At 64.5% G+C, this 12,221-nt stretch carries 10 protein-coding genes and 2 tRNA genes; 10 read left to right on the plus strand and 2 right to left on the minus strand.

Features of this window, described 5'->3' with window-relative positions:
• The first annotated feature begins 119 nt into the window (after window positions 1-119).
• From HMI59_RS08550 to HMI59_RS08590, 9 genes are all read left to right on the plus strand, one after another.
• Window positions 120-1,232: a branched-chain amino acid aminotransferase gene (locus tag HMI59_RS08550; RefSeq protein WP_021470912.1), complete on the plus strand. Its 1,113-nt coding sequence runs from the start codon at window positions 120-122 to the stop codon at window positions 1,230-1,232.
• A 200-nt stretch (window positions 1,233-1,432) separates the two neighbouring features.
• Window positions 1,433-2,251 carry an MBL fold metallo-hydrolase gene (locus HMI59_RS08555; RefSeq protein WP_227471579.1) on the plus strand — a complete coding sequence of 273 codons (819 nt, stop codon included), beginning with the start codon at window positions 1,433-1,435 and terminating at the stop codon, window positions 2,249-2,251.
• 51 nt (window positions 2,252-2,302) lie between these two features.
• Window positions 2,303-3,079, plus strand: coding sequence for a fumarylacetoacetate hydrolase family protein (locus HMI59_RS08560; RefSeq protein ID WP_021470910.1), 777 nt, complete (start codon window positions 2,303-2,305; stop codon window positions 3,077-3,079).
• Window positions 3,080-3,201: 122 nt separating this feature from the next.
• On the plus strand, window positions 3,202-4,722 hold the full coding sequence (gltX, locus tag HMI59_RS08565; protein WP_193593352.1) for a glutamate--tRNA ligase: 1,521 nt from the start codon (window positions 3,202-3,204) through the stop codon (window positions 4,720-4,722).
• Between the two features lie 12 nt (window positions 4,723-4,734).
• Complete coding sequence (locus HMI59_RS08570; protein ID WP_069695114.1) at window positions 4,735-5,475, plus strand: HAD family hydrolase; 741 nt, start codon at window positions 4,735-4,737, stop codon at window positions 5,473-5,475.
• 126 nt (window positions 5,476-5,601) lie between these two features.
• A tRNA-Gln gene (locus tag HMI59_RS08575) sits at window positions 5,602-5,673 on the plus strand.
• 129 nt (window positions 5,674-5,802) lie between these two features.
• Window positions 5,803-5,878: transfer RNA gene (locus HMI59_RS08580), tRNA-Glu, on the plus strand.
• 202 nt (window positions 5,879-6,080) lie between these two features.
• Complete coding sequence (locus HMI59_RS08585) at window positions 6,081-7,757, plus strand: dynamin family protein (RefSeq protein WP_193593709.1); 1,677 nt, start codon at window positions 6,081-6,083, stop codon at window positions 7,755-7,757.
• Entirely contained in the window at window positions 7,754-9,373 is a 1,620-nt protein-coding gene (locus HMI59_RS08590; RefSeq protein WP_193593353.1) for a GTPase, read from the plus strand. The genes HMI59_RS08585 and HMI59_RS08590 overlap by 4 nt, the downstream gene beginning before the upstream one ends.
• A 6-nt stretch (window positions 9,374-9,379) precedes the next feature.
• On the opposite strand, the gene HMI59_RS08595 is transcribed toward HMI59_RS08590, so the two are convergent.
• Both HMI59_RS08595 and HMI59_RS08600 read right to left on the minus strand, forming a co-directional pair.
• A complete protein-coding gene (locus tag HMI59_RS08595; protein ID WP_193593354.1) occupies window positions 9,380-9,916 on the minus strand; it encodes a DUF1697 domain-containing protein in 537 nt (178 codons plus the stop codon).
• 12 nt (window positions 9,917-9,928) lie between these two features.
• A complete protein-coding gene (locus HMI59_RS08600) occupies window positions 9,929-10,648 on the minus strand; it encodes an IclR family transcriptional regulator (protein WP_014922101.1) in 720 nt (239 codons plus the stop codon).
• A 113-nt stretch (window positions 10,649-10,761) separates the two neighbouring features.
• Between HMI59_RS08600 and leuC the strand changes: the two genes are divergently transcribed.
• A complete protein-coding gene (gene leuC / locus HMI59_RS08605; protein ID WP_021470835.1) occupies window positions 10,762-12,213 on the plus strand; it encodes a 3-isopropylmalate dehydratase large subunit in 1,452 nt (483 codons plus the stop codon).
• Window positions 12,214-12,221: the final 8 nt, after the last annotated feature.

Raw genomic sequence — 12,221 nt, forward strand, 5'->3', positions numbered from 1 at the left:
GCCCAATACTCAGGCGTAAGCTTGTCTTGAATTATTTACCTGCTTCCCTGGTCCATCGCTGAACCACCCCTTTTGGGGGCCGCGGTTCGCACTGCCAGGTAGCTGACTGTGGAGGAAACATGACTCAGACTGCCCATGGCGTCGAATTCAGCCAGCAGCTTTCGGCCAACCCGAAATCTGCTGAGGAGCGTGCAGCCATCCTGGCAAACCCGGGATTCGGCGACTACTTCACCGACCACACCGCCGTCGTCGACTACAAGGTCGACGCCGAAGGCAATGGCGGTTGGCACAACGCCCGCATTGAACCCTACGGCCCCATCATGCTGGATCCCTCAGCTGCCGTGCTCCACTACGGACAGGAAATCTTCGAAGGGCTCAAGGCGTACCGCCACGCCGACGGTTCGGTCTGGACGTTCCGCCCCGAGGCCAACGCCGCGCGCCTGAACAAGTCCGCCCGTCGCCTGGCCCTGCCCGAGCTGCCTGAGGAGTACTTCCTCGGGGCCATCCGCGAGCTGGTCCAGGCGGACAAGGACTGGGTGCCCTCCGGAGACGGGGAAGCGCTGTACCTGCGTCCGTTCATGATCGCCACGGAGGCTTTCCTGGGTGTCCGGGCAGCCCGTGAAGTCTCCTTCCGCGTGATCGCCTCCCCGGCCGGCAACTACTTCGGCGGGGAGCTGAAGCCGGTGTCGATCTGGATTTCCCGTGAGTACGCCCGCGCCGGCCGTGGCGGAACCGGTTCGGCCAAGTGCGGCGGCAACTACGCTGCCTCATTGATCGCGCAGCAGGAAGCCGAAGCGAACGGGTGTAAGCAGGTATTGTTCCTGGACCACTTCAACGACGACGCCGTGGAAGAACTCGGCGGCATGAACGTCTTCTTCGTGTTCAAGGACGGTTCGCTGGCCACTCCGGCGCTGAGCGGCACCATCCTCGAAGGCGTCACCCGTTCCTCCGTGATCCAGGTGGCCAAGGACATGGGCCGCGAGGTCTCAGAGCGGAAGATCACCCTTGACGAGTGGCGCGACGGTGTTGCTTCCGGCGAGATCACCGAAGTCTTTGCCTGCGGCACCGCAGCCGTGATCACCCCGATCGGTGTCCTCAAGGACGCCACCGAGTTCATCGGTTCCGAGGACGCCAAAGCCGGCGAGACCACCATGGCCATCCGCGAACAGCTCCTGGGAATCCAGACCGGCAAGGTCGAAGACCGCCACGGTTGGCTGACCCGCCTGGTCTAGCAGGTACTGCCGGTACTGCCGGTACGGCCGGAATTTACGACGACGGCCCCCGCCTGAGGTGACATCGCCTCACCACGGCGGGGGCCGCCGTCGTCCCCGCGTTCCTCTGTCACGTCCCGACGGTTTTCCCGCGTTCCTCTGTCACCTCCCGACGGATTTCCCGCGTTCCTCTGGCACGTCCCGGATGCGAAGATGGACGGGTGACTTCCACTGACCCGGCTTCGACTGACCAGCCCTCCACGTACGCGGCGCCATCCCCGTTGACCCGGAGCAGCGAACTGACGCGCTTCAGGCTCGCGCCCAACCCGGGGCCGATGAGCCTGGACGGAACCAACTCGTACGTGATTGCCGCGGAGGGTTCCGGGCACGTGGCGATCGTTGACCCCGGTCCCGAGGACGAGGAGCACCTGGCAGCGCTTGCGGCTGCGGGCGTCGTGGACGTGGTCCTGATCACCCACCGGCACGCCGACCACACCGAGGCATCGGCACGCTTCCATGAGCTGACAGGCGCGCCGGTCCGCGCGGCCCTTCCCGAGCATTGCCACGGGGGTGAGCCCCTCAGTGATGGCGAGGTCGTTTACGGCGGCGGCGTAGAAATCAGGGTCATCGCTACTCCCGGACACACCTCGGACTCACTCTGTTTCCACTTGCCGACAGATGGTCCCACGGGCTCGGTACTTACCGGCGACACCATCCTCGGTCGCGGCACCACCGTTCTGGACTACCCGGACGGCCGGCTGGGGGACTACCTTGCCAGCCTGGATCGGCTTGAAGCACTGGGCCCGGCCACGCTGCTCCCGGCGCATGGCCCGGTCCTGCCGGCGCTGGACGAGAAATGCCGTGAATACCGGGACCATCGGGAACAGCGCCTGGCGCAGATCAGGGCTGCCCTGATCCAAGTAGGAGAGTCAGCTACCGTCGCCGAGGTCACCGACGTGGTTTACGCCGACGTCGATCCGTCCGTCAGGTGGGCGGCCGAGACCTCCGTTGCTGCGCAGCTGGACTATCTGCGCAGCTGAGCCTGCCCTGACCTGCCGGATCCGGCTGCCCCGGACGGTAGGCTTGTGCCCATGCGTATCGCCCGGTTTGTAGTAGATTCTGATCCCCTTTACGGCGTCGTGGACGGCGAGCCCGGCAGTGAGGAAATTACTGTCATCAACGGCGACCCGTTCTTCAACGGCGTCGAACGTACCCACGTCAAGCACAAGCTTGAAGACGTAAGGCTCCTGGCACCGATCATCCCGCGCAGCAAAGTCATCGGCGTGGGCCGCAACTTCGCCGAGCACGCAGCCGAACTTGGCAACGAAGTTCCCCAGCACCCGCTGCTGTTCCTCAAGCCCAACACCGCCGTGATCGGCCCCAACGATCCGATCGTGCTTCCGGAGTTTTCCGAGGAAGTTTCCTTCGAAGCCGAGCTGTGCGTCGTGATCGGCCGTATTTGCAAGGATGTACCGGAAGAACGCGCCGAGGACGTTATCTTCGGCTACACCTGCGGCAATGACCTTACGGCCCGCGACGTCCAGAAGACCGACCTCCAGTGGGCGAGGGCCAAGGGCTTTGACACTTCCGCTCCACTGGGTCCATGGATCGAGACCGAACTGGATCCGGACGACCTCGCAGTCCAGGCCCGCCTCAACGGTGAACTCCGGCAGGACGGCAACACCACGCAAATGATCCGCGGGGTCCGCGAGCTGGTTTCCATCGTTTCGCAGGCGTTCACACTCCTCCCCGGCGACGTCATCATGACCGGCACGCCCGCGGGCGTCGGCCTCATCTCCGAGGGCGACCGCATCGAGGTCGAGGTCGAAGGCATTGGCCGCTTGTCCAACCCGGTGGTCCGCCGCTAGGCGACCACCTCCGTGGGTGCCCACCTCCTGATGGAAGGCCCGACGGCGGCACGCGGCTGTCGTCGTCGGGCGCTTCCTGGCGGGAAACCACGGCGTCGGCAAGCGGTAAAGTTGGAAGCACTATGACTACTGCTTCTGCGTCGACCCCTGCCTCCAGCGCCATCCCCGCCGTCAATGCCGAGACCCCCGTCCGGGTCCGTTTTTGCCCGTCGCCCACCGGAACCCCCCACGTGGGGCTGATCAGGACGGCCCTCTTTAACTGGGCCTATGCGCGCCACACCGGCGGCAAGCTGATCTTCCGCATCGAGGACACGGACTCAGCCCGTGACAGCGAAGAAAGCTACCACCAGCTGTTGGATGCGCTGAAGTGGCTGGGCATCAACTGGGACGAGGGCGTTGAGGTTGGCGGCCCCCACGAGCCGTACCGGCAGTCGCAGCGTGGCGGGATCTACCAGGATGTCATCGCCAAGCTCAAGGCCGGGGGACACGTCTATGAGTCCTACTCCACGCCGGACGAGATCGAAGCCCGCCACCGGGCTGCTGGGCGCGATCCCAAGCTCGGGTATGACGGCTTCGACCGCCACCACACCGAGGAACAGCTTGCCCAGTTCAAGGCGGAGGGCCGTGACGCTGTCCTGCGCTTGAGGATGCCGGACGAGGACATCACCTTTACCGACCTCGTCCGTGGCGAGATCACTTTCAAGGCTGGATCAGTTCCCGACTTTGCTGTGGTGCGGGCCAACGGGGCACCCCTGTACACCCTGGTCAACCCCGTGGACGACGCACTGATGGGCATCACCCACGTCCTTCGCGGCGAGGACCTCCTTAGCTCGACACCGCGCCAGATCGCCCTGTACCGCGCCCTCTACGCCATTGGGGTGGCAGAGTACATGCCGGAGTTCGGCCACCTTCCGTACGTCATGGGCCAGGGCAACAAGAAGCTCTCCAAGCGCGATCCCGAATCCAGCCTGTTCCTGCACCGCGAACGTGGCTTCATTCCTGAAGGACTCCTGAACTACCTGTCCTTGCTGGGCTGGTCGTTGAGCGCGGACGAGGACATCTTCACGGTGGAACAGCTCGTGGCAAACTTCGACATCCACGACGTCCTGGGCAACCCTGCCCGGTTCGACCTCAAGAAGGCCGAGGCCATCAACGGAACGCACGTGCGCATGCTGGCTCCCGAGGTGTTCGAAGAGCGGCTGGTTCCGTATCTGCGGGCTGCCGGTTTCGTGGGCGAGATCCTGACGCCCAGGCAGGAAGAGATCCTGAGGGAAGCAGCCCCCTTGGTCCAGGACCGTATCGCCCTGCTGGGCGAAGCTCCCGAAATGCTCGCCTTCCTTTTCAAGGCGGACGACGCAATCGACATCGCCGACGACGCCCGGAAGGGCCTTCCGGCGAACCTCGAGGAAGTCCTCGACGCAGCGCTTGCGGCCCTTGAACCCATCCAGGAGTGGACCGCGGAAAACATCCAGACCGCGTTGAAGCAGGCGTTGGTCGAGGACCTTGGCATCAAGCCGCGTGCGGCCTTCGGTCCTGTGCGCACAGCGATTTCCGGGCGCCGGATCTCGCCGCCGTTGTTCGAGTCCATGGTGATCCTCGGCAAGGATTCCTCTCTGGCACGCATCCGGGCTTTCCGGGGCTAGCAGGGGGCTGACATGGCAATCTCACGTTCCTTCGGCACCATTCGCGGTGTGCTTTTTGACATCGATGACACCCTGGTGGACCTTGAGTACGCCATGACCACGGCCCTGCGCGAGGTCAGCGAACATCTCCTGCCCGGCCTGGACCAGGCCGGGTGGGCGAAGTTCGGCCGGATATTCACCCACGAAACCACCCACTTCTACGACCGTTACCTGGCCGGCGAACTCACCTTCAATGAACAGCGGCTGCTCCGGGGCCGGGCCGCCCTGGGCCATTTCGGGGTGGAACTGGAGGAGGGCGAGGCATCGCAGGCCTGGGTAGCTGACTACCATCAGCGCCAGGTTGCCTATGTCCGCGCTTTTTCCGACGTCGCGGGTGTTCTCGACGCCCTGGATGCTGCGGGTGTCCCTTACGGTGCGGTGAGCAACAACGTCCACGATTACCAGCGCGCCAAGCTCGACGGTGCCGGGCTCGATCGCATCAAGATCCTGGTGGGGACGGACACGGTAGGCGCCGCCAAGCCTGAGCCGGCGATTTATCTTGAGGGCGTGCGCCTGCTGGGCAGCACGCCGGGGGAGACCCTGTACGTCGGGGACAACAGGCTGCTCGACGCCGAAGGTGCGACGGCCGCCGGCCTGGTGGGCGTATGGCTCAACCGCACCGGGGAAGTGGTGGAAGACTTCGCCGGACGGCAGGTGGACTCTCTGTCTGCGCTGCTGCTCCAGGCGCCTGCCTTGGAGCCCAACTCGTTGTGACGCAGCTAACGCCTCCGCGATTTGTGCAGGTGAAAAGACTCGGGTAGAGTAATTACTCGTGCTGAGGGGCACGGAGGGAAAATCCAAGGGAAACCGTAGATTGGAAGTCCGGCCCGAAAGTCACTTTGGGATATGGTGTAATTGGCAACACTACGGTTTCTGGTACCGTCATTCTAGGTTCGAGTCCTGGTATCCCAGCTCTGAAATTCATTACGAAAGTATTGAACAACGCAGAGAATTCAAATCGATTCAGACGATTTGGAAACAAGCTGAATGTATGAAATACTCATTCAGCTTGATCGCCGGAAACGGTGATAAATAGTGCAAGGCCCCATCGTATAGCGGCCTAGTACGCCGCCCTCTCACGGCGGTAACGCGGGTTCGAATCCCGCTGGGGTCACCACCGAATTCCCCCGGAACATGGTTCCGGGGGGATTCTTTTTTCCACAACGCACCCTGCTTGCAAGGATGGCAGCCTTCGGGGCTGGCATGATGAAGCAGTGACCGCAGATCAAGAACCCACCTCACCGAGCGCCCTCCCGGCAGGGTCTTCGACGGAGGGGCCCGTGGACACCCTCGAGGCAGCCCGGAACGAGCTCGCAGTCATGACGCTGCCACTCGCGCTTCCCGACGCCGACGAGGGGCGCCGCTGGATCACGGCAGCCCTCGCGCAACTGGACGACTACGTCCTTCCCCGCTACCGCAGCCTGGACGCGCCGCTTCTCGCCGTCGTCGGCGGTTCCACCGGTGCCGGCAAATCGACGCTTGTTAACGCCTTGGTCGGGTATCCCGTGACACGGTCAGGGGCAATCAGGCCCACAACCCGGCAACCCATCCTCCTGCACCATCCGGCGGATGCTACGTGGTTCGAAGGCGGCCGGATCCTTCCCGGCCTCGAGCGCATTCGCGGCACTGTGGCCGCACACCCGGTGCCCGCGAGCCAGGCAGGGGCGGCTCCGGATGCCTCCGCCATGACGTCCCTGGTACTGCTGGAGCAAGAGCGGGTGCCCCAAGGCATGGCCCTGCTCGATGCCCCCGATGTCGATTCGATTTCCGATGAGAACCGCAGGCTCGCGGGCCAGTTGCTCGCGGCGGCAGACCTTTGGGTGTTTGTCACCACCGCGAACAGATATGCCGACGCCGTACCTTGGCGTTTGCTGCTGGACGCGGCCTCCCGGGACATCACCGTGGCGGTGGTGTTGGACCGCGTACCGCCCGAGGCGGAAGCGGTGGTCCGCGAAGACCTGCAGGCCATGCTGACCGCCCAAGGACTGGGCGGGGCCATGTTGTTCGTGATCCACGAATCCCCGCTGGATGCCATGGGGATGCTTCCCGCCGGCTCGGTGGATTCGCTGCGCAGCTGGCTCCAGGGATTGGCTGCGGATGCCGGTGAGCGGAGTGCGGTTGCCCGCCGGACCCTCAACGGCGCCGTCAAAGCCGTGGGAACCAGGATGGAGGCCATCGCTGGGTTTGCCGATGCCCAGGAAGCTGCAGCCCGCGAACTCCGGGACGGCGCCGATGCAGAGTACTCTGAAGCTTTGAAACGAATCCTCGATGCAACCAAGGATGGCGCACTGCTGCGGGGCGAGGTCCTGGCCAGGTGGCAGGACTTTGTTGGCACAGGTGAATTTTTCCGTGCTGTGGAACAGAACGTCGGCAGGATCAGGGACCGCATAGGAGCTTACTTCCGTGGTGAGCCGGCACCTGCGGTGAAGGTGGAGACAGCCATTGAGACCGGCCTTCAAGCAGTCATCCTTGATGAGGCGGCGAACGCCGCGGAAAACGTGGACCGGCGGTGGAGATCGCAGCCTGCCGGCCGCCAGCTGCTGGGAGCCGACGATCTTGCCGGGACTTCGCCGGATTTCGATGTCAGCGCCGCAGCGGCAATCCGGAAATGGCAGGAAGGGCTTATGGAACTGATCCGTGAGCAGGGTCAGGGAAAGCGGACCCAGGCCCGTTGGCTTTCCTTTGGCATCAACGGACTCGGGGCGGCGCTGATGGTGGTGGTCTTTTCCATGACGGCCGGATTGAGCGGGCTTGAGATCGGCATCGCCGGCGGTACCGCGGTGGTGGGTCAGAGGCTGCTTGAAGCGGTGTTCGGCGAAGACGCCGTCCGTCGCCTGGCACATCAGGCAAGGGAGGATTTGCACGTGCATTGCCAGCGGCTCCTGGATAGTGAGCGGGCGCGTTTCCTCGACCGATTGGACGACGCCCGGCCGATCGGCGGAAGAAGTTTGCGCCAGCACGCCCGCAAACTGCGCGGTTTGGCGGGATCAGCATGAGCCGGCACAGCCTTGTACGGGAATCCTCAGCCCTGCAGACGCGCCTGGAAGCGCTGAACACAGCCAGGGAATTGGCCGAAGGGGTTTTGCCGGGGTCCGCCTTGCAAGCCGTCCTCGAGGTCTTGGAGAGGGCAACGTCACGGCGTTCACTGTCCGCCGGGCACACTGTTGTGGGTTTCTTCGGTGCGACCGGCAGCGGTAAGTCCTCGCTGTTCAACGCAGTTTCCGCCAGCAGCCTCGCCACGGCGGCAGCACGAAGGCCCACCACCTCGGCCCCCCTTGCCGGCATCTGGGGCGTGGACGGCAGCGGCCCGCTCCTTGATTGGCTTGGTGTTCAGGAGCGGCACAGCCTCCCAGCCGTTCAGGGACTGGCAGATGACAGTACGGGACTGATCCTGCTGGACCTGCCCGACTTCGACTCCACCAAGGTGGAAAACCGTGAACTGGTGCAGCGCCTGGCCGGGATGGTCGACGTCCTGGTGTGGGTGCTGGACCCGCAGAAGTACGCCGACGCCGCGGTCCATAATGATTTCCTGCGTCCCATGGCGTCCCATGGTTCGGTCACTCTGGTGGTCCTGAACCAACTGGACAAACTCAACCCGGACGACGCCGCGCTGGTCATGGAGTCGCTGCGCGGAATCCTTGCGCGGGACGGGTTGCCCGGAGTTCCCGTGATGGGAGCCTCCGCGCTGACCGGCGACGGCGTTGCCACGGTCCGCGGGGCCATCAAGGACGTCGTGGTGCGAAGGGAAGCTGCAACGCGGCGTCTCTCCGCCGACGTTTCGGCCGCTGCGGCCGGGCTTCGGCAGGTGTCGGGAACAGGCGAGGCCCGCGGGATCTCTGATGGCGCGACCAAGACTCTGGCCAAGGAGCTGGCCATCGCGGCCAACGTTCCAGTGGTGGTGGATGCAGTGGCCCGTTCGTTCAAGCGCGAGTCGGCCCGGCGCACAGGCTGGCCGGTGACGCGTTGGTTGTTGCGTTTCCGTCCGGATCCATTGCGTCGGCTGAACTTGGGCAGAACAGACACCAAAGCCGAACTGAACCGCACATCGTTGCCGCCGGCCGGAGCTCCTGAACGTGCCAGGACGGATGCTGCGGTGCGGAACTTTGCCGATGACGTCTCGGAAGGAGCGCCCGGCCCATGGCGGGCTGCCATCCGCAGTGCGGCGCGCGAGGGCCGTGAGCAGTTGCCCGATGCACTGGACCAGGCCATCGCCACAACGGACCTCAAAGCCTCCACACGTCCCCTGTGGTGGGGGATATTCAACGCGCTGCAGTGGCTCGCGTTCCTGCTGGCCCTTGGTGGGCTTGGCTGGTTGGGCGTCCTGGCGGTGCTCGGCTACTTCCAGATGCCTGTCCCTGAGGTGCCGCGGACGGAAGGATGGCCTTGGCCGACCCTGATGGTCGCCGGGGGAGTGGTGCTGGGACTCGTCCTGGCTGTGGCCGGCCGTGTACTTGGGGGCTGGGCTGCCCGGATCCGTGCCCGCGGCGTTGCCCGACGACTCAATTCGGCTGTGGCCGAGGTAGCAGGCCAACGGATTGTGGAACCCGTCAAGGCCGGGATCGGGAAGCTGAAATCGTTCAACGCGGCGCTGAAGGCAGCCCTGAAGAGCTGATTGAACCTAGAGGGCGGCAGCGGCGTCCCGGACTTTGATCAGCGTCCGGAGATTACGGGTGGTGGTCGTCGCTTTATAGCGGGCCTTGGCGGACAACTTGCTGAAGGGGCTGTCCAAGGTGCCCCCTGCCGGGGCCAGCCACGAGGACGCCTCTGGTCCCAGCCGGGTCTGCTCGACGCCGCCAAGGGCCTCACCTGCGTCGAAGAGTTCGTCCAGCATGTCCTCGTCCGAGGCGAGGGTGACGTAGCTGTGGGTGGACTTGTCATCCGCGGGGTAGGGGCAAGCCTCCACCAACTCGGCCACGCGGGCAGCGGTCAGGACCACGACCCACGCATCATAGCCAAAGGACTCGCGCAGGCATTCCTCGAACCGGGACTTCACCTCGGCAGGGCCAAGTTCGCTTTGCAGTACCACGTTGCCGCTGGCCAGCAGGGTCTTGACCTTGGTGAAGGGGTAGTCCTTCAATGCAGCCTTGAGGTCAGCCATCTTGATGTTGATGCCACCGACATTGATTCCGCGAAGAAACACTGCATAGTTCTCCATGGCCGTCCTTGGTTAGTCGTTGTTCTTCCGGAGCGCCTCGGTCAGCACCCTGGCTGCATTGCAGACTACCTCGGCGTGCAGGCGGCCGGGTTGGCGGGTGAGGCGCTCAATCGGGCCCGAGATGGACACTGCGGCAATGACGCGGCCGGAAGGACCCCGTACCGGCGCGGAAACCGAGGCAACCCCCGGCTCACGCTCGCCGAGGCTCTGGCCCCAGCCCCGGCGTCGTACTCCTGCCAGGACGGTGGGCGTGAACCGAGCGTTCTGCAGGCCTTCCAGGAGACGGTCGTGGTCTTCCCATGCGAGGAGCACCTGCGCGGCGGATCCGGCCTTCATGGACAATTGGGTGCCTACGGGAATGGTGTCGCGCAAACCTATGGGCCGCTCGGCGGAGGCGACGCAGACACGCCAGTCTCCTTGGCGGCGGAAGATCTGGGCGCTCTCGCCCGTGGCATCGCGCAATTGGATCAGCACGGGTCCGGCAGATGCGATGAGACGATCCTCGCCCGCTGCGGAGGCCAGCTCCACGAGGCGGCTGCCCAGGACGAACCGCCCCTGGATGTCCCGGCTGACCAACCGGTGGTGGACCAAGGCAAGCGCGAGCCGGTGAACGGTCGGCCTGGCCAGTCCGGTGGCCGCTACCAGCTGGGCCAGCGTGGTGGGCCCGGCCTCAAGGGCGTCCAGTACCTGGGCCGCTTTATCAATGACACCGACTCCACTAGAATTGTCCATGTAATGATATTGCCGTCTCAATATCTGAGATGCAAGTTGTTTCGCTGGCCTACTTCGCAGCCGTGCTGCTTGAGTGGGTGTAGATCAATCAACAGTTTCGAAGGGAGCAGGCCGTGGGAAAGACACTGGCCGAGAAAGTCTGGGACGCGCACGTGGTGCGCAAGGGTGAAGGCGAAGGAGCCAATGCCCAGCCAGACCTTCTTTTCATTGACCTGCACCTGGTTCACGAGGTCACCTCGCCGCAGGCATTCGAAGGCCTGCGGCTGGCCGGCCGCAAGCTGCGCCGCGTTGACCTCACCATTGCCACCGAGGACCACAACACGCCGACCTTGGACATCGACAAGCCGATCGCGGACCTGACCAGCCGCACGCAGATTGAAACCCTCCGCGCCAACTGCAAGGAGTTCGGTGTCCGCCTGCACTCCCTCGGTGACAAGGAACAGGGCATTGTGCACGTCGTTGGACCGCAGCTCGGTTTGACCCAGCCCGGCATGACGGTGGTCTGTGGTGACTCGCACACCTCAACCCACGGTGCATTCGGTGCACTGGCAATGGGCATCGGCACTTCGGAAGTCGAACACGTCATGGCAACCCAGACGTTGTCCTTGAAGCCCTTCAAAACCATGGCCATCAACGTCGAGGGCACGCTCCGCCCGGGGGTCACGGCCAAGGACATCATCCTGGCCGTCATCGCCAAGATCGGCACCGGCGGCGGCCAGGGTTACGTCCTGGAGTACCGCGGATCGGCCATCCGTGCCTTGTCCATGGATGCCCGCATGACGATCTGCAACATGTCCATCGAAGCCGGAGCCCGTGCCGGCATGGTGGCCCCGGACCAGACCACCTACGACTACATGCAGGGACGCCCCCACGCGCCCCAGGGCGCCGACTGGGACGCCGCCGTCGAATACTGGAACACGCTGCACACCGACGACGACGCGACGTTCGACGTCGAGGTGGACCTGGACGCCAACACGCTTGAGCCGTTCGTGACCTGGGGTACCAACCCGGGCCAGGGCGTTTCCCTCTCGGCCAAGGTGCCGTCCCCGGAGGATTTCGGTGATGAGAACGCCAAGCTGGCCGCCGAACGTGCACTGACCTACATGGGCCTGGAAGCCGGAACTCCCATGAAGGACATCAGGGTGGACACTGTTTTCCTGGGTTCCTGCACCAACTCCCGCATCGAGGACCTGCGCGCCGCGGCAGATATCATCCGTGGCCGCGAAAAGGACCCGAACGTCCGCATGCTCGTGGTCCCGGGTTCCGCCCGCGTCCGGCTCGAAGCGGAGGCAGAGGGGCTGGACAAGGTCTTCAAGGACTTCGGTGCCGAGTGGCGTTTTGCCGGATGCTCCATGTGCCTGGGCATGAACCCGGACCAGTTGGAGCCGGGAGAGCGCTGCGCGTCCACGTCCAACCGCAACTTCGAAGGCCGCCAGGGCAAGGGTGGCCGCACGCACTTGGTTTCACCCGTGGTTGCCGCAGCTACCGCCGTGCGCGGGACTCTGAGCTCGCCGTCGGATCTTGAATCCGCCCCCGCCGCCACGCTGACCGGAACCGCAGTCTAGGAGGATCC

This window comes from Paenarthrobacter sp. YJN-5 (genome assembly GCF_015040095.1).
Taxonomy (GTDB): domain Bacteria; phylum Actinomycetota; class Actinomycetes; order Actinomycetales; family Micrococcaceae; genus Arthrobacter; species Arthrobacter ureafaciens.

Bases quoted from the DNA above. Each gene is read 5' to 3' on its own strand.
- HMI59_RS08600 (WP_014922101.1), bottom strand. From the start codon at position 10,648: ATGGACAATTCTAGTGGAGTCGGTGTCATTGATAAAGCGGCCCAGGTA.
- gltX (WP_193593352.1), top strand. From the start codon at position 3,202: ATGACTACTGCTTCTGCGTCGACCCCTGCCTCCAGCGCCATCCCCGCC.
- HMI59_RS08570 (WP_069695114.1), top strand. From the start codon at position 4,735: ATGGCAATCTCACGTTCCTTCGGCACCATTCGCGGTGTGCTTTTTGAC.
- HMI59_RS08595 (WP_193593354.1), bottom strand. From the start codon at position 9,916: ATGGAGAACTATGCAGTGTTTCTTCGCGGAATCAATGTCGGTGGCATC.
- HMI59_RS08550 (WP_021470912.1), top strand. From the start codon at position 120: ATGACTCAGACTGCCCATGGCGTCGAATTCAGCCAGCAGCTTTCGGCC.
- HMI59_RS08590 (WP_193593353.1), top strand. From the start codon at position 7,754: ATGAGCCGGCACAGCCTTGTACGGGAATCCTCAGCCCTGCAGACGCGC.
- HMI59_RS08585 (WP_193593709.1), top strand. From the start codon at position 6,081: ATGACGCTGCCACTCGCGCTTCCCGACGCCGACGAGGGGCGCCGCTGG.
- HMI59_RS08560 (WP_021470910.1), top strand. From the start codon at position 2,303: ATGCGTATCGCCCGGTTTGTAGTAGATTCTGATCCCCTTTACGGCGTC.